Genomic DNA, 22,560 nt, shown 5'->3' on the forward strand with positions numbered 1-22,560 from the left:
GAAAGAAATATGGGAAATAAACATTTTAATGAAAAGGCATATTTTGGGCAATTTGGTGGGCAATTTGTGCCAGAAACTGCTATGTTTGCTTTGGCGGAACTGGAAGCAGAGTATGAAAAATTGAAGAATGATAAGGAATTTTTTGAGGAATTTGATGATTTGTTAAAAAATTATGTTGGGCGTGAAACTCCGCTTTATTATGCAAAAAATTTAAGTGAATATTATAATCACGATATTTACTTGAAAAGAGAGGATTTGAACCATACTGGAGCTCATAAAATTAATAATGCGCTTGGGCAGGTTTTGCTTGCTAAGAAAATGGGGAAGAAAAAAGTAATTGCTGAAACTGGGGCTGGACAGCATGGAGTTGCGACTGCGACTGCCGCTGCCTTGTTAGGCTTGGAATGTGATGTTTATATGGGAGCTGTTGATATTGAACGGCAAAAACTGAATGTGTTTAGAATGGAACTTTTAGGTGCAAGAGTTATTTCAATTGAAGATGGGCTGAAAACATTAAAAGAAGCGACAACAGCGGCTATTCAGTCTTGGGTTGCTGAAATAGAAACTGTATTTTATGTAATCGGTTCAGTTGTAGGGCCTCATCCATATCCAACAATTGTACGTGATTTTCAGTCAATTATTGGTTATGAAACAAAGGCGCAGCTTGAAGCTCTTGGAAAACATGCTGACCATGTTATTGCATGTGTTGGTGGCGGAAGTAATGCAATTGGGATTTTTAGCGCATTTATAAATGACAATTCAACTAAACTTTATGGAGTGGAAGCTGGAGGTTATGGAATTGACACAGATATGCATGCTGCCACATTGACACTTGGAAAACCTGGAATTATTCACGGAATGAAAACTTATGTGCTGCAAAATAAATATGGGCAAATAAGTCCAGTTCATTCAATTTCCGCTGGACTTGACTATCCAGGAGTAGGTCCTGAACATTCGCATCTGTTTGACACAAAAAGGGCAACTTATGTACCAGTTACCGATGATGAGGCGATGAAAGCATTAATGCTCGTTACGAGAAAAGAAGGAATTATTCCAGCGATTGAAAGTTCACATGCTTTAGCATATCTTGAAAAATTATGTCCTGCACTTTCTAAAGACAAGAGGGAAACTATCGTTGTAAACGTGTCTGGACGTGGAGATAAGGATATGCATACTGTTTTTTCTGTATTAAAAGATAAGGAAAGTGGCGGAGAAAATGGAATTTATGAGTTAAATGGAGGTTTTGAAAATGAGTAAAAAAATTATTGATGTTTTTAAGGAAAAAGAAAAAGTAAATATTGGCTACATTGTTGCAGGTTTTCCAAGTGTTGATTTTACAAAGCAATTTTTACAAAATTTAGATAACACGGTCCTTGATATGCTAGAAGTCGGTATTCCATATTCAGATCCGTTAGCTGATGGAAAATTAATTTCGCATGCATCATTTCTAGCTTCAGAAGCTGGAGTTACTACTGATACCGTATTTGATTTGCTAACTGAAATAAAAGACGATATTTCAAAGCCTTTGATCTTTTTGATTTATTACAATCTAATATTTGCCTATGGAATTGACGAATTTATTAAAAAGTGTAAAAAAGCCAATATTAAAGGGTTAATTATTCCAGACCTGCCTTATGAGGAAGCCTTTGAAATGTCAGAAAAATTGCGGGAAAATGAAATTGCTCTTATTCCGCTTGTAAGCGTTACTTCTGGAAATAGAATAAAAAAAATCGTTTCCCAAGGAGATGGCTTCATCTATGCAATCGGTTCGTTAGGAGTAACAGGTTCAAAACAGGTTGATTTGCCACGTTTGGAATCGTTTATCAAGGAAATAAGAAAAGTTTCAGATTTACCAGTTTCTTTGGGATTTGGAATAAAAAATAATGACAATGTTAATACAATGAGAAAATATGCGGATGGAGTAATTGTAGGGACAAGTATTGTTGATTTTACTTTTAAAAATGATGTGGATTATACGATTCAGAAAATTAACGAGTTGTTTAAATAATAGGATTGTTATGAATTTTAATAGTATTATTTTTTAGGGAAAAAATTGAAATATACTTTTTTTAATGATATAATAAAAAAGCTCATTTACAGGCAATTGTAAAAATAAAATTATTAAAAACTAAGCGATAATAGTATTTACATAATTAAAGAAACTCATTGTCAAAAAGTAATAATTAAAAAGAAATATGAGTAGTTTAAATCATAAAATACTATTTTAGTTAGATTTTATAGGCTTTTACAAATGACAGAAAATTTATGGGAAGGAAGAAAAAGCATAATATATGGAATTTTATAATTTTAATTATTTAGAAAACCAAAAATTTGTAACGGATAAATTTTTTCTTGTTGTAATAATTTTAGTGATAGCGTTTATATTATTTGCATTTTGGAAATGGTTTAAAGGAAGCATTTCGCTTAGAGATAAACAGCTTAGTTTGCTTGGATTGATGTTTATTTTCTTATTTGCATTATATCATTATGATAATTATAGAGCTAGAAATAATGAAGAAAAAGTTTATAAAAATTCGGCAAGTGTTATAAAAAAATTATCTGAAAAATTTAAAGTTAGCGAAAATGATATTTTTATAAACACGCCTGAAATAACAGAGGACACTGTTTATAAAATAAAAGATAAATATTATCAAATTCACTGGGTAGGAACTAATATTTTAGTTGAACAAATGACAGTTCCTTATGTGGATGAAGTAAAAATGCTTAAAGAATAATAGCATGGAAAAAAATATAAAAGAAAGGAAGATGATGTAATTTTGGATTTCATAATTCTTGTAGCAATAAAACTTACAATTGGATTTATTGCGTTAGTTTTGTTCATGAATTTAAATGGACGGAGCCAATTGGCACCAACATCAACAGAAGATCAAATAGGTAACTATGTTCTTGGGGGAATTATCGGTGGTGTAATTTATAGTCCAACTATATCAATAATTCAGTTTTTGATAGTTCTTTTAATATGGGGACTTTTAATGACAGTAACTGATTTTCTAAAAAATACAAATAAACGCGTAAAAAAAATGATAGATGGACAAGTTGTGTACTTAATAAGAGATGGAAAAATGCTAACAGAAAATTTTGCACAAGCCACACTTTCAATTCCTGATTTTTATACAAAATTGAGAACAAAAGGTGTTACACAAATATCGGATATAGAAGAAGCTTTTATGGAATCGAATGGACAACTTATTGTTATAAAAAAAGGTGAAGGCGGTTATTCAAATTTATTGGTTTCCGAAGGGAACATACAAGAGGATAACTTGAAACATATCGGAAAAGATGATGATTGGTTGAAGGAAGAATTGGAAAAATATAATATTACTGATTTAAGTGAACTTTTTATTGTTGAATATAGTGGTGATGGAAAACTTTTTATTGTGAAGAAATAGAAAAATTTTAAGAGAGAAAAATACTCAAATGGCGATATGATTTGCTATCTGAGTATTTTTTATTTTGTGAATGTGATTAATCAATTATATTCATATTTTTTTAATTTTAATATGAATTGTTTATCATAATCATCTAATTGAATGTCATCTTGATTACTAATTTCAGGTGTATACCAAGATTTATTATTGAAGAATGAAGATAATTCTTCATCTTTAAAAATGTATCCTTTTTCTGCGTATATCATATTTCGTAAAATACGTAATTCTTTTTTGTTGTATTTATTGAATGCTGATTCATTTTCATTATCCATGACTTCATATTTTAGGTTATTTAAATCTTCTAGATCTAATTCATTTTCTGAATTTGTATTTTCTGTTGTTTTTTCAGATGAAGAAGTTTCATCAGAATAATTGTAATTAGACTCTGTGTCATTATTTTCATTAGTTTTTATATTAGTGCTATTGGTATTATTTGTGGTAGTAGATTTTATTAAACCTATTTTTGTAAGAATAAATTCTTTAATATAATTTTTATTAAATACAGGAATGTTAGTTTTTCCTGCAAAAGCAGAAAATGTACTTGTTGTATAGGCACTAGTATTATAAAAATAGGTTTCTTGGATAATATTCTCGTTAGGATAGTATACAAAAGTTCCTCCTTTTTTAGGAAAAAATCCTCCAAAATTACTTGCAGAATATTCATTATTTACAATACTAAATGAATTGCCGTTTAATTTAATAGTTCCATTTATATTACCATTGGAATTAATAATTAAATTTAATTCTGTATTTTTAGTAATATTTGTTAGATTGGTGAGAATACCATTTCTGTAGTTAGATTTATAAGTATGATGATTATTTCCCTGATCCTGATAATCAAAGTGTTCTATAGACTGTATATTATTTTCTTCCATTATTGCTTCTAATTTTTGAGTGCCATCTATAATAGAAACTTTTCCATTTAGCGTACCATTTTTAACTTCTATATAACCTTGTAATGGTGATTGCAATTCAATTTTTCCTGAAAATATATTATTTTCATACATGATAAGTTCATTTTGATAACTTAAATTAGGATCTAAGTTAGAAATAGTTCTAGTAAATACGTTTTTCAAATTGTTTTGACAAGATATTACTGTTAAAAAAAACAATATTAAATTAAATATTTTTTTCATAAAAATCTCCTTAAATAAATTTTATATTATATTTTTTATTTAAAATTTCTTGTACAAGTACTGCGTTAATTAAATTAACTGTATCACATTTTGTCGATGTTGAAGCAAATTGCCATTGTGGTTCAAAACTTTGTCTAGCTTGTCTTATATCAGCTTGACCATTAGTTACATAGGCTTTTTTTCTTGTAGTTACATTAACAACATCCCCATACTGCAAAGGAATAATTGTATCAGTAACTCCTCCAAAAAGTTTAGCTTTCATAAAGTTTAGATTATTATTCTTAATTTGTTCAAATAAATATGGGGAATTAATAACTTGTTCTAAATCATTGTTATATTTTTCAAATACATAATTTCTAAATTGTTCTTTTATAATGTTAAATACATTAATAAAATCCTTTTCCAACAGTTCATCATCAAAGTTGATTTCTTTATAGTCAGAATATATTTTATTCATTTCATTATTTGAATATTCAAAAAAAGGTTTATTTAAATATAGAATTTTTACTTTTTGTCCTATATCGCCTTTTATAGCTAAGATTCTTTCAAAATTAATATTTTGTAAATTCTTACCTTCCGAAATAATAAAACCAGTTGTATAAACAATTACTTTACTTTTTTTGTTAAACAAATAAATACTATAAGCTAACATTAATATTCCGATAAGAGAATAAAATCCTCCTCCAAACAAGGCAATAACTCCAAATACAGCAAATGTCCAAGCACCTTTTGATTTCATGCCACTTTTTTCAAATTTAAAAACTTCTCTTTCTTGCATAATATTTTCCTCCTAAAATTTTTATTATTTACTTATTTATTAAATTTAAACTTTAATTAAAAAAAGTTTTGATTTATCCTCCTTTCTTGACAAAATATAACTACATTAAGATTAAAAATATACAAATTATTTATCTAAGTATATTCAATAGAGCATAAACTTGATAAATATTGAGTAAATTCTTAATTTTAACTTTTGCATTAAAAAATTTATGCATAGAGTTATTACATATCAATATTTAAAAAAACAGTGTTTTATTTAAATTTATATAAAAAAATAAATAGTGCTAAATTTAATATAGTATAACTCATTTATAAGTATACCACCGTTTTTTTTTTTTTTTTTTTTACTTATATAAAGATTAATTTATAGTTAATTTAATAGTTTTAAACATATTGATACTAAAAATTTTTATAATATAACAATTTTTAATTTGATTATATAAATTTTGGATATATTTAAATATTAGCCTGGTATTAAAAATTTAGATTAAAAAAACAATTAGATGTGATATAACATTGTTATAATAGATATGTTCGATAACCTAAGTTTTTTATCTATACAAGGGGTCAAGACCCCTTGCTTCAAGATATTTATTTTATTAAATTCTAAGTTTGTATAGTTATCGAACAGGTCTAATAGTAAAAATTAAATATGGTAATAAAAATGACAAATTCAATTTTTTTTAAAAAATTTAGAATTAAATAAAAAAGTTTTACTATTTTTTTTGACATATTTTTTGGTTGCGATTGATTATACAATACACCTTTTAAAAAAATGTAAAAAAAATTCAAAAAAAGTGTTGACAAAAAAATTAAATAATGGTATAGTATATTTGTTAGCAGTCAATAATACAGAGTGCTAACAAAATTGAAGATTTATGAAAGTTAAAAATGAGAAAAAAGGTGATAGATATGGAACAGAACTTTACACAAAAAAGTATTGAGGCTATTTCAGAGGCTAATAACTTTGCGATTAGATACAAACATTCTGATATAAAAGTGGAACATTTATTGTTGGCACTTGTGGGGCAAATGGATGGACTGATTCCTAATGTATTGAAAAAGATGGGAATTGATACTACTGATATGATTAAGAAAATTGAAGGGAAGTTAGAAAGTTTTCCAAAAATTGAAGGTGGGAACAGTGAACCACGACCGAACGGAGAAATGAATAGGGTTCTTGTGGGAGCTGGAGATTTTGCTAAAAAAATGGGGGATAGTTATATCAGTACAGAACATCTATTTTTAGCAAGTTATGATAATAATAATTTTCTGAAAGAATATGGGATAAATAAGAAGCAGTTTGAAACTGTGCTTGAAAGTGTAAGAGGAGGTAGAAAAATTATGACAGATAATCCAGAAAGTACATACGAAGCGTTAGATAAATTTGGAAAAGATCTGGTTGAACTGGCTCGAAAAGGTAAACTTGATCCGATTATTGGGAGAGATAATGAAATCCGACGGGCTATACAGATTTTATCAAGAAGAAATAAAAATAATCCGATTCTGATTGGGGAACCAGGGGTTGGGAAAACAGCCATTGCAGAAGGAATTGCACAAAGAATATTGAAAGGTGATGTGCCTGAAAATTTGAAAGACAAGACAATTTTCTCGCTTGACATGGGTGCCTTGGTTGCAGGAGCGAAATATCGTGGGGAATTTGAAGAAAGATTAAAAGCGGTATTGGAAGAAATTGAAAAAAGTGAAGGAAGAATAATTCTTTTCATTGACGAAGTTCATAACATTGTGGGAGCTGGGAAAACAGAGGGATCTATGGATGCTGGAAACCTTTTGAAGCCAATGCTTGCACGTGGGGAAATAAAGGTTATTGGGGCTACTACAATTGACGAGTATAGAAAATATATTGAAAAGGATGCAGCACTTGAGCGTAGATTTCAGCCTGTAATGGTAGATGAGCCGACTGTGGAAGATACAATTTCAATTTTACGTGGATTGAAGGAAAAATTTGAAATTTTCCATGGAATCAGAATTACTGACAATGCGATAGTTACAGCGGCTACAATGAGCGACAGATATATAAATGACAGATTTTTACCAGATAAGGCGATTGACTTGATTGACGAGGCGGCTGCAAAAGTAAAGACTGAAATTAATTCAATGCCGACAGAACTGGATGAAGTTACAAGACGTGTTATGCAGCTTGAAATTGAAAAAGTGGCGCTTGAGAAGGAAAAGGATCAGGCTTCTAAGGACAGACTTGTTACGTTGGAAAAAGAATTGGCAGAACTTAATGAGAAAAAGGCTGCGTTTAAGGCGCAATGGGAAAGTGAAAAGCAGGAAGTTGAAAAGATTCAAAATATTAATACTGAAATTGAAAAAGTTAAACTTCAAATTGCCGATGCACAAAGAAAAAATGACTATAACAAACTGGCAGAACTGCAATACGGTAAATTGCCTGCACTGGAAAAACAAAGGGCAGATGAAGAAGAAAAAGCCAAAAATCAGAATCCAGGTGCAAATAAATTATTAAAACAGGAAATTGACAGCGAAGAAATAGCAGAAATCGTTGGAAAATGGACTGGAATACCAGTTTCAAAATTGTTGCAGGGAGAACGTGAAAAAATCTTACATCTTGCAGAACAAATGATGAAAAGAGTAATTGGACAAGATGAAGCAATCACAACAATAAGCGACACAATAATTCGTTCACGTGCAGGACTGAAAGATCCAAACCGTCCAATTGGTTCATTCATCTTCCTAGGACCGACAGGTGTTGGTAAGACTTATTTGACAAAAACTCTTGCATTTAATTTGTTTGATGATGAAAGCAATATTGTTAGAATTGATATGAGTGAATATATGGATAAATTCAGCACGACAAGATTAATCGGAGCACCTCCAGGATATGTAGGATATGAAGAAGGTGGACAGTTGACGGAAGCTGTTAGAAGAAAACCTTATTCAGTAATTTTGTTTGATGAAATTGAAAAGGCTCACCCTGATGTATTTAATATTTTGTTACAGTTGCTTGATGATGGAAGACTTACGGATGGTAAAGGGAAAGTTGTAGACTTTAAAAATACAATAATCATTATGACTTCAAATATCGGTAGTGAAATTATATTGGAAGATCCGCAAGTTTCAGAGCCTACAAAAGAAGCTGTATTAAATGAAATGAAACATAGATTTAAGCCAGAATTCTTGAACAGAATTGACGATATTATAGTATTTAAGGCATTAGGAAAAGAAAGCGTGAAAAGTATTATTTCACTTATCCTTGAAGAAATAAACGATAAATTAAAGGAACAATATATAAAAATTGAATTTACAGACAAAGCTCTAGACTACATCGTAAACGAGGCTTATGACCCAGCTTACGGAGCAAGACCTCTAAAACGTTTTGTTCAAAAAGATATAGAAACTAACTTATCAAAAATGATTTTGAGCAACGAAGTACCTGAAAATAGTACAGTTGTACTTGATAGTGATGGGGAAAAATTGATTTACAATGTAAAAAAGTAGATTGAGGATTAAATAAGATTTTGAAAGAAATATTTAAAAGATATTTTTTGAAGAGATGTTTTTTTGGGAAATATAGAAGTATCAGAAATGGTGCTTCTTTTTCTTTTTTATAGAAAATTAACTAAATATTATTTATATTTTCTAAATAGATTTATGTCAGATATTCAAACGAGAAGAAAAAATTTATTAAAAGTAAATTGTTGTATAATTTTTTATCAGGGACGTTAATAATTTGATAGGCTTAAAAAAATAGGGTAAAAAATTTGGAAAAAGCAATAAAATATGGTAAAATATAGTGAATTTGCTATAAAATAGGAGGGTATAAAAACTAAATAATAATGGTATTTATGATAAATTGAATAAATCTTAAATAACATTAATATATAATGAATTTGTTTTAAATAAATTTGATACTAAACACCATTTAAATAACGGATATATTATAAATCTTTTTAATAGTTTTATTTTCAAGTAATTAAAATAAACTTTTGCTTTTTAAACGGGGAATAGTATAAAAAATATGAAAGGTGGATAAATATGGATTTCAAAGATGTTGAAAAAAAAGAAGAAGAATCAGTTTTAGAAAAAAAAGAAATTGTTGAAAAGGATTTTTGGCGACAGAAGTACCATATTCAAGGAATTGTAGGACTTATTAATGATCCAAATGGATTTTCACAATTTAAGGGGAAATACCATATGTTTTATCAATGGAATCCTTTAGGAACGATTCATAAAAATAAAACTTGGGCTCATAGTGTAAGTGATGACTTATTGCATTGGGAAAGACTGGAAACGGCTTTGCGACCTGATACCTGGTATTCTAAGGATGGAGTTTATTCTGGAAGTGCAATTGTGGATGATGGAAAACTATATTTATTTTATACTGGAAATGTGAAAGATTGTGATGGGAATAGAGAATCTTATCAATGTTTAGCAGTTTCAAGCGACGGAGAAAATTTCGAGAGATGGGAGCCAAGTATTGTAAATCAGCCTGACGGGTACACTCGACATATAAGAGATCCCAAAATTTGGAAAAAAGATGGGAAATTTTATGCGGTAATTGGTATTCAAAGTGAAGATTTGGAAGGAAAGGCAGTTTTATACAGTTCAGAAAATATAAAAGACTGGAAATTTGAAGGGGAAATTGCAGGAGCAAATCATGGAAAACTTAAAGATTTTGGATTTATGTGGGAGTGTCCAGATTATTTTCAGTTAAAGGATGAAAAAACAGGAGAAATTAAGGATTTGTTAGTATTTTCACCACAAGGACTGGAGCCTGAAGGAGATTTGTACAATAATAAATATCAGACAGGATATTTATTTGGAAAACTGGATTATGAAAAACCTGAATTTGAAATTTCATCAGATTTTGTGGAAATTGACAGAGGGCATGACTTTTATGCACCACAGTCAATGGAGGATGACAAAGGAAGAAGAATTATTGTAGGCTGGATGGGAGTTCCTGAAGAAGAAGACTTTCCAACTGTGAAAAATGAATGGATTCATTGCTTGACATTGCCAAGAGAATTAAAAGTAATTAATGGAAGACTTTATCAATTGCCGATAAAAGAAATGGAAAGTATACGTGGAGAAAAAATTGAATTTAATGAAAAAGTGGCTGGAGAAGTAAAGGTTGGAACTGGGACAACTTATGAATTAAAAGCTAAATTTTCTAATTTTAATTCTGATTTTGGATTGAAATTGAGAACTAGCAAAAATAGTGAAACTGTTTTGAAATTTGATTACAATGATAAGAAATTTGTATTGGACAGAACAAAGGGTGAACAACCTGATAAGAGATTAAGAAAAGTTTATTTGGGAGATATTTCAGAACTGGAACTCACAGTATTTGTAGATAATTCTTCTGTGGAAGTGTTTATTAACGGTGGACAGGAAGTGTTTTCATCGAGAATATTCCCTGAAAAAGGTGCGGATGGGATAAGTGTGTTTGCAGATGGAGATGCAAGTGTGAAAATTGAAAAATGGGAATGGAAATAAAAAAATTAATTAGAAAATCTAGAAGGGAAAAAATTGATAAAGAATAAAAAATTAACAGGAAATAAAATGGTAGGAAATATAAAACTGGATATTATAAATATTATTGATGATATTTTGTATGAGAAAAAATATAGCAATATTCAGTTAAATTATTATTTTTCTAAAAAAAATTATACTCAAAAGGAAAAAACTTTTATTACAAGTGTTGTGAATACTGTAATAAAAAACCTGATTTATATTGATTATTTAATTGAAAAAGGGACACGAAATGTGAAAAAACGGAAAATAAAGCAGCTTTTGAGAATTTCTGCTGCACAGCTGTTTTTTATGGAATCGGATAATGCAGGAGTGATATTTGAGGCTGGAGAAGTTGCAAAAATTATAAATGAGCATCAAGCTGGATTTGTGAATGCGGCTTTAAAGACAATTTTGAAAAGTAAAGAAAAGTTTGATAATGAGATTCCTATGGATAAAAGGGAAGGTATTATTTTATCGTATCCTCAATGGCTTGTAAATAAACTTAAAATTGATTATCCAGATAATTATTTGGAAATAATGGAGTCATATAAAAAGAGAAGTTATCTGTCGGCTAGATTTGATAAGAATAAAATGACTAAAGAAAAATTTGAGAAATTGTTAAAAGAAATTAATACAGAAGTTTTATTTTCAGTTGATGAAGTCTATTATTTGTCAAATGCGAATATTTTTGATACGGAAATTTATAGAAATGGAGAAGCTGTAATTCAAGATGCTTCATCTTATTTGGCTGTGAAAAATTTAGCTGTGAAGGATGGAGAAATTGTGCTTGATGCTTGTGCCGCTCCAGGTGGAAAATCTCTTGCGATTTTGCAATTATTTAATCCAGAAAAATTGATTTCTACGGATATTCATGAACATAAGGTGAAATTGTTAAATGAACTTAAAAATAAGTATGGTTATGGTAATTTTCGAGTAAGGTTAAATGATGCTGCGCAAATTGAAAATTTAGGAGTTAAATTTGATAAAATATTGCTGGATATGCCGTGCAGCGGACTTGGAGTGCTTAGGAAAAAGCCTGAAAAAATATACGAACTGACCTCAAATGATATAAAAAATTTAAAAAAACTGCAGAAAAGAATATTTGAAAGTGCGTATAAATGCTTGAAAAATGGCGGAGAAATAGTCTATAGCACTTGTACTTTTTCTAAAAATGAAAATACAAATAATATTCAATATTTTTTGGAAAAATATGAAAATTTAGAAGTTTTAGATTTGGAAGTTCCAGAAAGTGTAGAAATTGTAAAGGATGAATTTGGTGGGGCTTATATTTCGTATGAAAATAAATATATGGATGGATTTTATATTGCAAAGTTGAGAAAAAATTAATGGATTTACTTGATTTTATATTATGATCAGGCGAATATTTATTTAACAAGGGGTTAAGTCCCCTTGTTGTTGTGTAAATTTGAATTGTCAAATATTGGAAAGAATAAAATTTTTAGTAAAATAGTTGTAGTTCTGACTTAAAGTAAAAAGATTGATTGGTTAAGAAAAAAATGATTGAAAGGACGTATTTGGAATGCAATTTGATCTGGATAATGATGTGAAATTCATATTGGAACAATTAAATAAAAATGGAACAGGATTTATTGTCGGAGGAGCAATTAGAGATAAAATTCTAAATAGAGATCCTGGAGATTATGATTTTGCTACTGACATAGAGTATTCAGAATTAAAGAGAATTTTTGCAGATTATAATCCAAAGGAAATGGGAGCACATTTTGGAATTCTTATGATACAAGTGAATGGGAAAAATTATGAGATAGCAAAATTTCGTAAAGAAACAGGAATTTATAATAGCAGATATCCAAAGGAAATTAAATTTGTAAAAACAATTGAAGAAGATTTGGCAAGAAGGGATTTTACGATAAATTCACTAGCTTACAGTAGGAAGACTGGAATAGTTGATTTATATGGTGGAAGGCAGGATATTAGGCAGAAGGTAATAAGATTTGTTGGAAAGCCTAAATTAAGAATAGAGGAGGATGCACTTAGAATTTTGCGGGCTTTTAGGTTTGTTTCTAAATTAGGATTTAGTTTGGATAAAAAAACGGCAGAGGCTATTTATAAAAAAAGAAAGTTTTTGTCAAAAATATCGAAGGAAAGAATTTTTGATGAGTTAAGTAAAATTTTAATGGGGAATTTCGTGAAAAAGGCATTTATTGAAATGAAAAAACTAAAAGTTCTGGAAATGTTGATTCCAGAATTCCGTTATACGTATAATTTTGATCAGAATAATCCAAATAACCCAGATGACTTATTTTATCACATAATAAAAGTTATTCATCTTTGTGATTATGATTTAATTACTAGATTTGCAGCACTTTTTCACGATTTGGGAAAAATCAATGTGAAAATTATTGATGCAAAAGGAATTTTTCATTTTTATGGGCATGAAAAGGAAAGTACATTAATTGCTGAAGAGGAATTAAGACATCTTAGGGCTTCAAATGAGTTTACAAATTCAGTAAAAAAAATTGTCAAAAATCATATGTTAATTTATCAAGATGTTTCAGATAAAACATTAAAAAAATTAATTATTGAGATGGATGAAAGAAATTTAAAACGTCTGTTTAATCTGTTTTCTGCTGATTTAAATTCAAAAGGTATAAGAACTCGTACAGAAAATGATGAAATTTTACAAAATTTTAGAAATAAAATTGAAAATATAAAAAAACAAGGAGAAGTACCACAATTTAATGATTTGGATATAACAGGAATTGATTTGATAAATCTTAAATTTAGTAATCGTGAAATTGGGAAAGTGAAAAACAGGTTGTATGAGCTTGTTCTTGGTGATGAAATTAAGAATGAAAAGGAAGAATTGGTAAAATATGTTGTAAAATATTATAATTTGAAGGATAATTTTGAGTATGAAAATTCCTGTGGTGCAATTGTTTTCAATGAGAATACAGAGAAAATTCTGCTTGTAAAAATGCACAATGGGAACTGGGGATTTCCAAAGGGGCATATTGAAAATAATGAAACTAAGGAAGAAACAGCAATTCGGGAAGTTTTTGAAGAAACAAATATAAATATAAAAATTATTCCAGGTTTTGAACGTTTAATAAAATATATTCCAAATGAAAGAACCATTAAAAAAGTTACAATTTTTGTAGGAATCACTCAAGATGAAAATGTTAAGATTGACACTTCTGAAATTGAAGCTTTTCAATGGTGTACCTATGAAGAGGCTTTAAAATTGGTAACTTATAAGTTGCAAAAGGATGTACTCGAAAATGCGAGGAAGGTATTTATTAGTTCAAAAATAATAAAAAAAGAAATCTAAAATAAAAAGATTAGGAAATAAATTGGATAAAAATGAATAAAGAAAAAATTTTAGGATATGAAGTTCATCGGAAAAAGGTAAAAAATATAAATTTAAGGATAAAACCTAATATGGAAGTTTATATTTCTGTTCCAATGAATTTACATCGTAATTATATTGAGAATTTTATTCGTTCTAAAGAAGAATGGATAAAAAGTGTTTTGAAAAAGATTGAAGATGTAAAGGAAAAACAAAAGAGATTTGAATATAAAACTGGAGAAATTCATAAATTTTTAGGGAAGGAATATATTTTGACTGTAAAAATAGGACATTTTAATAGTGTAAGTTTAAAAAATAATACTAAATTAAATGAAATTATTTTAACTATAAATGAAAATATTTTTGAAAATGTTGATGAAAAGAAAAAAATTATGGAAAAGTGGTATTTTGAAAATGCAAAAAAATTGTTTCCAAAATTTATGGAAAAATGGTTGGAAATATTGGATGAACATGTGGAAAAGGTGGTAATAAAGCCAATGAAAACTAGATGGGGTTCATGTAATTATGTAAAAAAATATGTAAATCTTAATACAGAACTTATAAAAAGGACACCTTTTGAAATAGAATATGTAGTTTTGCACGAATTGACACATTTAAAATATCCAAATCATGGAAAAAGTTTTTATAATTATATAGAACGATATATGCCAAATTATAAGATTGCTGAAAAAATGTTGAATGCTAAACATTATTATTAATTAAAAAAATTAGAAAAAGAAAGTATTAAAATAAAAAAAGGAACTTGTCCATTAAATCAGGAAAGTTCCTCTATTTTTTATTAATTATCCATATCATAATCGACTAAAACTTCAATTTCTCCGTTTTCATAAACAAAAAGTCCTGTTACAGCTTCATGAGGTAAATCAGTATGCATCTTTTCAGCAGCTTGACAAATGTATTTTTTTTGAATTTCATCGCTAGTTTGACATCCTGCACAATCACTATGTCCTGCTACAAAAATATGATCGGATTTGTGTTTATTCACTGAAATTAAAACAACCTTATCTTCGATACTTTTTAAATAATTTTCATTATTGATAATTTTATTTACAGCACCTGCATCTGTAATAGTATCCACAAAGGTATATCTATAATTATTTCTAATATATTCGTTTAAAATATGGATAAATCTTCCATCCATACAGCAAACTAAAGTACAAAACATAATTTCCTCCTTTATTCAAATAATTTCTTAAAATAATATATGTTTTTAATTATTACAATTTTGAAGTTATTTGAAATATATCCAAAAGATATTGAAATTATAACATATTTTTTGATAAAAATCAAAAATTTTACTTTAAATTGAAAAATAATTCTGTTACATTATTGATAAAACTTAAAAAATATAGTATAATTATGAGATTAGAGATATTAGCATAACTTTTGAGTTTGACTTTAAAGTAATTTATATCACAAATCAGACATATTGATAACAATTAAACAAATTAGAAAACAAATAATATTAAATCATTTAAAAATTTAGGGAGGTAGTATTTATGTACGCATTGGATAAACAGCTTGTTTTAGAAGATGGTAGCGTGTATAAAGGATATGGATTTGGAGCAGATGTGGAAATGGCAGGAGAAGTTGTTTTTAATACCGCGATGACTGGATATCAAGAAACTATTTCAGATCCATCATACAATGGGCAAATTATTACATTTACCTATCCATTAATTGGAAATTATGGGATAAACAGAGATGATTATGAAACTATCAATCCAAGTATTAAAGGGATTGTAACTCGTGAAATATGTAGAAAGCCTTCTAATTTTAGGAATGAATTTACATTGGATGAAGTTTTGAAAGATTTGAATATTCCAGGAATTTCAGGAATTGATACACGTAGCTTGACAAAAAAAATTAGAGAACATGGAACAATTAAGGGAATTATTGTAAGTGCAGACAAAAACCCGCAAGAAGTTGTAGAAAATTTGAGAAGTAATTCGTTGCCGACTAATCAAATTGAACAAGTGTCGACAAAAAAGGCGTTTCTTTCATCTGGAAGGGGTATGAGAGTTGTATTGCTTGATTTAGGAATGAAATCAGGAATTATGAGAGAACTTAATTCAAGGGATTGTGATATTGTTGTAATGCCTCATAATGCAACTGCTAAAGAAATTTTAAGACAGAAACCTGATGGAATAATGTTAAGTAATGGGCCTGGAGATCCAACAGATGTTCCAGAAACAATTGTTACACTTAGAGAATTGATAGGAAAAGTTCCAATTTTTGGAATTTGTATGGGACATCAGCTAATTTCACTTGCTTGTGGAGCAAAAACATATAAATTATTATTCGGACATCGTGGAGCAAATCAGCCAGTATTAAACTTGCAAACTGGAAAAGTTGACATTACAGCACAAAATCATGGATTTGCAGTAGATATTGAATCATTGAAGGATACAGATTTAGAACTGACACATATTGCAGTAAATGATAGAACTTGTGAAGGTGTAAGACATAAGAAATATCCAGTATTTTCAGTGCAATATCACCCAGAAGCTTCACCAGGACCTCATGATCCAAATTATTTATTTGACATATTTATTGAAAATATGAAAAAAAATCGAAGTTAGTAGTTTTGAAAAACATTTTTAACATTAATTAAAAACAAACAAAAAGAATAAAAATAATCGAAGGAGATGTAGAAAAATGCCTAAACGAAAAGATATAGAAACGATTTTAGTAATAGGATCAGGTCCAATAATTATAGGACAGGCTGCTGAATTTGACTATGCGGGGACACAGGCTTGTCTTTCATTGCGTGAAGAAGGATATAAAGTTATCCTTGTAAATTCCAATCCTGCAACTATTATGACAGATAAGGAAATTGCAGATAAAGTTTATATTGAGCCGTTGACTGTTGAATTTGTGTCGAAAATTATAAGAAAAGAACGTCCAGATGCGTTACTTCCAACTCTTGGAGGGCAAGTTGGGCTGAATTTGGCTGTGGAATTGCATGAATCTGGTGTTTTAAGAGAATGTGGGGTAGAACTTCTAGGGACTAAACTTGAATCTATAAAGCAAGCTGAAGACAGGGAATTATTTAGAGATTTGATGAATGAGCTGGGAGAGCCTGTGCCTGAATCGGATATTATTCATAATTTGAAAGAAGCACGTAGATTTGTGGAAAAAATTGGTTATCCAGTGATTGTAAGACCTGCATTTACAATGGGTGGAACTGGTGGTGGAATTTGCCATAATGATGAAGAATTGGAAGACATTGTTACAAATGGACTTAGATATTCGCCAGTAACTCAATGTTTATTGGAAAAATCAATTGCAGGATATAAAGAAATTGAATATGAAGTAATGCGTGACAGCAATGATACGGCAATTGTTGTCTGCAATATGGAAAATATTGATCCAGTTGGAATTCATACTGGAGATTCGATTGTAGTTGCACCGTCGCAAACATTGACAGACAGGGAATATCACATGTTGAGAGATGTTTCACTAAAAATAATAAGAGCATTGAAGATTGAAGGTGGATGTAACGTTCAATTGGCATTAGATCCGCATTCATTTAATTATTATATTATTGAAGTAAATCCGAGAGTATCACGTTCATCGGCACTTGCTTCAAAGGCGACAGGCTATCCGATTGCAAAAATTGCTGCAAAAATTGCAGTTGGATTGACGCTTGACGAAATTATAAATCCTGTTACAAAAAACTCTTATGCCTGCTTTGAGCCTGCACTTGATTATGTTGTAAGTAAAATACCAAGATTCCCATTTGATAAATTTGAAAAGGCGGATAGACATTTGGGAACACAGATGAAGGCTACTGGAGAAGTAATGGCTATTGGTAGAACCTATGAGGAAAGTTTGTTAAAGGCTATTCGTTCACTTGAATATGGAGTTCATCATTTAGGGCTTCCAAATGGGGATGAATTTAATTCGGAATATATTTTAAAGAGAATCCATAAGGCTGGAGATGAAAGACTGTTCTTTATTGGAGAAGCGTTAAGACGTGGAGTTACTCCGCAGCAGATACATGAAATGACAAAAATTGATATGTTTTTCCTTGATAAAATGAAAAATATTATTGATATTGAAGTTGAATTAAAGGCAAATGTGAATAATCCAGATGTACTTCTTTTTGCTAAGAGATATGGATTTTCAGATAAAGTTATTGCACATCGTTGGAATACGACAGAAGATGAGGTTTATAAACTTCGTGAAAAATACAATATTAAGCCTGTATTTAAGATGGTTGATACCTGTGCGGCTGAATTTAAGTCAGAAACACCTTATTTTTACTCAACTTATGAGCAAGAAAATGAAAGTGTTATAGGAGATAAGAAAAAAATTGTTGTGCTTGGTTCAGGGCCTATTAGAATCGGACAAGGGGTTGAATTTGACTATGCGACAGTTCATGCGGTAAAGGCTATAAAAGAGTCTGGTTACGAGGCAATTATTATAAATAACAATCCAGAAACTGTTTCTACAGATTTTTCAATTTCAGATAAACTTTACTTTGAGCCGCTTACAGAAGAAGATGTTATGGCGATAATTGAGCTTGAACATCCAGAAGGAGTTGTCGTTCAATTTGGTGGACAAACTGCGATTAACTTGGCTGAAAAATTGTCAAAACACGGTGTAAAAATATTGGGAACATCACTTGAGGAAATTGATAATGCGGAGAACCGTGATAAATTTGAAGCATTATTACATAAGTTAAATATTCCTCAGCCATTAGGAAAAACTGCGTTTGATACAGAAACAGCTGTAAAAAATGCTGCAGAAATTGGCTATCCAGTTTTAGTTCGTCCATCTTATGTATTAGGTGGAAGAGCAATGGAAATCGTATATCGTGAAGAAGAACTTAGACAATATATGGAAAATGCAGTAAAAGTATCACCTGATCATCCAGTGTTGACTGACAGATATTTAGTTGGAAAGGAAATCGAAGTAGATGCGATTTGCGATGGGGAAACAGTTGTAATTCCAGGAATTATGGAGCATATTGAAAGAGCAGGAGTCCATTCTGGAGATTCCATTGCCGTTTATCCTCCACAAAATGTTTCTGAAGCACATAAGCGTACATTAATTGACTACACAGTTAGACTTGCAAAAGGGCTTAATATTATCGGTCTTTTAAATATTCAATATGTAATTAGTGACGGAGAAGTTTATGTACTGGAAGTAAATCCTAGAAGTTCGAGAACAGTTCCATTCTTGAGTAAAATCACAGGAGTTCCAATGGCAAATCTTGCAATGAAGGGAATTCTTGGAGAATCATTGAAGAGCAAAGGATATGAAACTGGATTAATTGAAGAAAGTAAAAATGTATATACAAAAGTTCCTGTATTCAGTTTCCAAAAATTAAAAGACGTTGATACAACATTAGGACCTGAAATGAAATCGACTGGAGAAGTTATGGGAAGTGATGAAAACCTTGAAAAATCACTTTACAAAGGACTTGTTTCAGCTGGAATAAAAGTTAAGGATCAAGGAAGCGTTTTATTTACAATTAGTGGAACTGCCAAAGAGGAGGCTTACGGATTAGCCAAGAGATTTTCTGATTTAGGATACCATATAATGGCTACTAAGGGTACAGCAAAATATTTTGAAGATAAAGGTCTACGTGTGGAAACTGTTGGAAAAATCGAAGAAGAAGGAAAATATGAACACGATGTGCTAGGACTGATTTATAAAGGACTTGTTGATATGGTAATAAATACAGCGGCTAAAAAGAAAACTGCCAGAAATGATGGATTTAAAATCAGACGTGCTGCAAGTGAGCAGGAAATTGCTTGTCTTACTTCACTTGATACAACAGATGCCTTATTAAAAGTTTTGGAATCTATTTCATTTAACGTAAGTTCAATATAGATTTAGTTTTAGTAAAAATTATAAAGAAATAAGAAAAAAAATAATTTTTAAAATTATTAATTTTTTTAGATTTGTTTTTAATACTAAACCCCGTTTAAAAATGAGAATAAATTTTTAATAGAATTGTTCAATAGCTAATTTATAATCATTCAACTTTTTTATTTTTTATATTCGTAGGATTGCTCATTGTCGCAAATCCTACAACCTATGGCTAGTCTACGACATTTTTCTGCACTGACAAAAGACTCGCTATGCTCAAACAGTTTTGCCAGCACAGAAAAATGCTCCGACGGATTAGTTCATACTAAACTCTGTTTAAAAAATAAAAATTATATCTTAAATTACTTGAAAATATTAGGTTTATATCCTTTATTAGAAAAATTTGTAATAAATTCGTTATTTAAATGGGGTTTAGTATAAAATCTCTTCAAAAACATATTTCTGAACTTTCATTCCCAATCTTTCATAAAATTTTACCGCTCCAGCATTATCAGCCCAAGCATCCAATGTCAAATTATAACATCCTTCCTTTTTTGCAAAATCCAAAGCAAAATCGTATAATTTCTTTCCAATGTTTTGCCCACGAGTATTTTCATCAACACAAAGATCATCAATAAATAATGTTTTTATATCAGTTAGGACGTTGTGATTTGTTTGTTGCTTGAAAATACAGAAAACATAGCCAATTACGTTATCATTTTCATCTGTTGCTACGAATATCGGTTTGTTAGGATCATTTAACATTTCTGTAAGTTCCTGAGCATTATATTTTTTGCCAGTTGCATTGAAAATATCTGGGCGGTTTTTGTGATGAACTAATAAAATTTGTTCTAGCAGATTTTCTATTTTTGGAATGTCTTTTTCTTGGGCTGGTCTAATTTCCTTCATTGTATAAATTTTCCTTTCTATAGTATTATCAAATAAGTTTTTTGTTATAAATGAATAATTTTTTGAAATTTTTATCTAATACTAAATCCCATTTAAAAAATAGAAATTATATTTTATTTATTTTTTTGTGGCAAAGGAACAAGACCTCTTGTTAAATAGAATTTATAATAAATCTATCCTTCTAATGGGAAATAGTATAAAATTAACTAAAGAGCTTGTAAAAATTTTTTTCCATTTTCAATTTGCATTTCCACATTTTTTATTGAAGTTCCACCAAAGGAATTTCTTTTATTTACACAATTTTCAATTGTGATTTCAGAAAGGATGTCATCTTTGAAAACATCTGAAAATTTATGAAATTCTTCAAGTTGCATATCATCAATTGCAATTTTCTTATCTTCACAGTAGGATACAATTTCTCCAACAATTTTATGAGCCTGTCTAAATGGAACATCGTGTTTTGCCAAATAATCGGCTACATCTGTTGCATTTAGAAAACCAGATTTCATTGAAGCGTAAATCTTTTCATTATTTACTGTAAGTGTGTTAAGCATTGAGTAAAAAATTTCAATTGATAGTTTAATATTGTCAATCGAGTCAAAAATTCCTTCTTTATCTTCTTGCATATCTTTATTATAGGCTAACGGAAGTGCCTTCATTGTAGTTAAAATTCCCATAAGATTTCCATAAATTCTGCCTGTTTTTCCTCTTACAAGCTCTGCAATGTCAGGATTCTTTTTCTGTGGCATAATTGAAGATCCAGTTGCAAAGGCATCATCAAGATTTATAAAGGAAAATTCAGAAGAGCACCAGATAATAATTTCTTCTGAAAATCTTGACAAGTGCATTGAAATTACAGAAATAATCATCGCAAGTTCAATTATAAAATCTCTGTCGCTTACAGAATCTAAGCTATTTTCAGTTGGTTTTGAAAATCCAAGCTCTTTTGCAACAAAATGTCTGTCTAAGTCAAAAGTAGTTCCAGCCAAAGCTCCTGCTCCAAGTGGCATTTCATCACTTCTTTCTAAAAAGTCTTTAATTCGAGAAATATCTCTTTTAAACATTTGAAAATAAGCCATCAAATGATGAGAGAACAAAATAGGCTGAGCCCTTTGTAAATGCGTGTATCCTGGAATAATAACATTTTTATATTTTTCAGAAAGTTCTAACAGAACATTTTCCATTTTTACAAGCAATTTTGAAATTTCATGAGCTTCTTTTCGCACATACATACGCACGTCAAGAGCTACTTGATCGTTACGGCTTCTAGCAGTATGCAGTTTTCCAGCGATAGACCCAATAATTTGAGTCAATCTCTTTTCAATCGACATGTGAATGTCTTCATCTTCAATTTTAAATTCAAATTTTCCGCTTTGAATCTCTTCTTTTATTTGAAGCAGCCCATTTTCAATTTTTTTTTGCTCACTTTCTGCAATAATCCCTTGCTTAGCAAGCATTCTGCTGTGTGCAATACTCCCAGTAATATCTTCTTCATACATTCTTTTATCAAAAGTTATAGACGCATTAAATTTTTCTAATAATTTATTAGTTTCCTTATGAAACCGTCCTTCCCACATTTTTTTCATATTTTATTTTTTCCTTTCCAAAGTGTTAT

The 22,560-nt window shown here is 29.7% G+C and carries 16 protein-coding genes; 11 read left to right on the top strand and 5 right to left on the bottom strand.

The annotated features are described in order from the left end of the window. The first annotated feature begins 9 nt into the window (after positions 1-9). The 4 genes from trpB to FVE73_RS04315 all read left to right on the top strand — a co-directional run bounded on the left by trpB (position 10) and on the right by FVE73_RS04315 (position 3,410). Positions 10-1,257, top strand: a complete 1,248-nt coding sequence (gene trpB / locus FVE73_RS04300) for a tryptophan synthase subunit beta (RefSeq protein WP_018498191.1) — start codon at positions 10-12, stop codon at positions 1,255-1,257. After that, positions 1,250-2,008 carry a tryptophan synthase subunit alpha gene (trpA, locus tag FVE73_RS04305; protein ID WP_018498192.1) on the top strand — a complete coding sequence of 253 codons (759 nt, stop codon included), beginning with the start codon at positions 1,250-1,252 and terminating at the stop codon, positions 2,006-2,008. The genes trpB and trpA overlap by 8 nt, the downstream gene beginning before the upstream one ends. A gap of 283 nt (positions 2,009-2,291) precedes the next feature. Continuing rightward, on the top strand, positions 2,292-2,735 hold the full coding sequence (locus tag FVE73_RS04310) for a DUF3290 family protein (RefSeq protein WP_018498193.1): 444 nt from the start codon (positions 2,292-2,294) through the stop codon (positions 2,733-2,735). A gap of 42 nt (positions 2,736-2,777) precedes the next feature. Then, positions 2,778-3,410, top strand: a complete 633-nt coding sequence (locus FVE73_RS04315) for a DUF421 domain-containing protein (protein ID WP_018498194.1) — start codon at positions 2,778-2,780, stop codon at positions 3,408-3,410. Positions 3,411-3,490: 80 nt separating this feature from the next. Here FVE73_RS04315 and FVE73_RS04320 read toward each other — a convergent pair whose 3' ends face one another. Together FVE73_RS04320 and FVE73_RS04325 are read right to left on the bottom strand one after the other, a co-directional pair. Further along, positions 3,491-4,585: a YARHG domain-containing protein gene (locus tag FVE73_RS04320; protein WP_018498195.1), complete on the bottom strand. Its 1,095-nt coding sequence runs from the start codon at positions 4,583-4,585 to the stop codon at positions 3,491-3,493. Between the two features lie 10 nt (positions 4,586-4,595). Further along, positions 4,596-5,363 (bottom strand): hypothetical protein, encoded by a 768-nt coding sequence (locus FVE73_RS04325; protein ID WP_018498196.1) that lies wholly within the window; start codon positions 5,361-5,363, stop codon positions 4,596-4,598. A 914-nt stretch (positions 5,364-6,277) separates the two neighbouring features. On the opposite strand from FVE73_RS04325, the gene clpB reads away from it, so the two are divergent. The 5 genes from clpB (at position 6,278) to FVE73_RS04350 (ending at position 14,911) form a co-directional block, all read left to right on the top strand. Further along, positions 6,278-8,848, top strand: coding sequence for an ATP-dependent chaperone ClpB (gene clpB, locus FVE73_RS04330; protein ID WP_026239016.1), 2,571 nt, complete (start codon positions 6,278-6,280; stop codon positions 8,846-8,848). 537 nt (positions 8,849-9,385) lie between these two features. Then, complete coding sequence (locus FVE73_RS04335) at positions 9,386-10,846, top strand: glycoside hydrolase family 32 protein (protein WP_018498199.1); 1,461 nt, start codon at positions 9,386-9,388, stop codon at positions 10,844-10,846. Positions 10,847-10,879: 33 nt separating this feature from the next. Beyond that, a complete protein-coding gene (gene rsmB / locus FVE73_RS04340) occupies positions 10,880-12,211 on the top strand; it encodes a 16S rRNA (cytosine(967)-C(5))-methyltransferase RsmB (RefSeq protein ID WP_018498200.1) in 1,332 nt (443 codons plus the stop codon). A 193-nt stretch (positions 12,212-12,404) separates the two neighbouring features. Next, positions 12,405-14,174, top strand: a complete 1,770-nt coding sequence (locus FVE73_RS04345; protein WP_018498201.1) for an NUDIX domain-containing protein — start codon at positions 12,405-12,407, stop codon at positions 14,172-14,174. A 32-nt stretch (positions 14,175-14,206) separates the two neighbouring features. Continuing rightward, complete coding sequence (locus tag FVE73_RS04350) at positions 14,207-14,911, top strand: M48 family metallopeptidase (protein WP_018498202.1); 705 nt, start codon at positions 14,207-14,209, stop codon at positions 14,909-14,911. Between the two features lie 80 nt (positions 14,912-14,991). Here FVE73_RS04350 and FVE73_RS04355 read toward each other — a convergent pair whose 3' ends face one another. After that, positions 14,992-15,378: a carbonic anhydrase gene (locus tag FVE73_RS04355; protein WP_026239018.1), complete on the bottom strand. Its 387-nt coding sequence runs from the start codon at positions 15,376-15,378 to the stop codon at positions 14,992-14,994. 334 nt (positions 15,379-15,712) lie between these two features. Here FVE73_RS04355 and carA point away from each other — a divergent pair, with 334 nt between their 5' ends. Continuing rightward, positions 15,713-16,795: a glutamine-hydrolyzing carbamoyl-phosphate synthase small subunit gene (gene carA, locus FVE73_RS04360; RefSeq protein WP_018498204.1), complete on the top strand. Its 1,083-nt coding sequence runs from the start codon at positions 15,713-15,715 to the stop codon at positions 16,793-16,795. Between the two features lie 76 nt (positions 16,796-16,871). Further along, a complete protein-coding gene (gene carB, locus FVE73_RS04365) occupies positions 16,872-20,057 on the top strand; it encodes a carbamoyl-phosphate synthase large subunit (RefSeq protein ID WP_018498205.1) in 3,186 nt (1,061 codons plus the stop codon). Between the two features lie 411 nt (positions 20,058-20,468). On the opposite strand, the gene FVE73_RS04370 is transcribed toward carB, so the two are convergent. Next, complete coding sequence (locus FVE73_RS04370) at positions 20,469-20,945, bottom strand: GNAT family N-acetyltransferase (protein ID WP_018499452.1); 477 nt, start codon at positions 20,943-20,945, stop codon at positions 20,469-20,471. A gap of 206 nt (positions 20,946-21,151) precedes the next feature. Beyond that, entirely contained in the window at positions 21,152-22,531 is a 1,380-nt protein-coding gene (gene argH, locus FVE73_RS04375; protein WP_018499453.1) for an argininosuccinate lyase, read from the bottom strand. Positions 22,532-22,560: the final 29 nt, after the last annotated feature.

Origin of the sequence: Leptotrichia wadei, assembly GCF_007990545.2 — a bacterium.
GTDB classification, from domain to species: domain Bacteria; phylum Fusobacteriota; class Fusobacteriia; order Fusobacteriales; family Leptotrichiaceae; genus Leptotrichia; species Leptotrichia wadei.

What these genes read in the sequence shown, in the direction of transcription:
- trpB (WP_018498191.1), top strand. Translation starts at nt 10, where the DNA reads ATGGGAAATAAACATTTTAATGAAAAGGCATATTTTGGGCAATTTGGT.
- carA (WP_018498204.1), top strand. Translation starts at nt 15,713, where the DNA reads ATGTACGCATTGGATAAACAGCTTGTTTTAGAAGATGGTAGCGTGTAT.
- FVE73_RS04335 (WP_018498199.1), top strand. Translation starts at nt 9,386, where the DNA reads ATGGATTTCAAAGATGTTGAAAAAAAAGAAGAAGAATCAGTTTTAGAA.
- FVE73_RS04345 (WP_018498201.1), top strand. Translation starts at nt 12,405, where the DNA reads ATGCAATTTGATCTGGATAATGATGTGAAATTCATATTGGAACAATTA.
- FVE73_RS04325 (WP_018498196.1), bottom strand. Translation starts at nt 5,363, where the DNA reads ATGCAAGAAAGAGAAGTTTTTAAATTTGAAAAAAGTGGCATGAAATCA.
- argH (WP_018499453.1), bottom strand. Translation starts at nt 22,531, where the DNA reads ATGAAAAAAATGTGGGAAGGACGGTTTCATAAGGAAACTAATAAATTA.
- carB (WP_018498205.1), top strand. Translation starts at nt 16,872, where the DNA reads ATGCCTAAACGAAAAGATATAGAAACGATTTTAGTAATAGGATCAGGT.
- trpA (WP_018498192.1), top strand. Translation starts at nt 1,250, where the DNA reads ATGAGTAAAAAAATTATTGATGTTTTTAAGGAAAAAGAAAAAGTAAAT.
- FVE73_RS04350 (WP_018498202.1), top strand. Translation starts at nt 14,207, where the DNA reads ATGAATAAAGAAAAAATTTTAGGATATGAAGTTCATCGGAAAAAGGTA.
- clpB (WP_026239016.1), top strand. Translation starts at nt 6,278, where the DNA reads ATGGAACAGAACTTTACACAAAAAAGTATTGAGGCTATTTCAGAGGCT.
- FVE73_RS04320 (WP_018498195.1), bottom strand. Translation starts at nt 4,585, where the DNA reads ATGAAAAAAATATTTAATTTAATATTGTTTTTTTTAACAGTAATATCT.
- FVE73_RS04370 (WP_018499452.1), bottom strand. Translation starts at nt 20,945, where the DNA reads ATGAAGGAAATTAGACCAGCCCAAGAAAAAGACATTCCAAAAATAGAA.
- FVE73_RS04310 (WP_018498193.1), top strand. Translation starts at nt 2,292, where the DNA reads ATGGAATTTTATAATTTTAATTATTTAGAAAACCAAAAATTTGTAACG.
- FVE73_RS04355 (WP_026239018.1), bottom strand. Translation starts at nt 15,378, where the DNA reads ATGTTTTGTACTTTAGTTTGCTGTATGGATGGAAGATTTATCCATATT.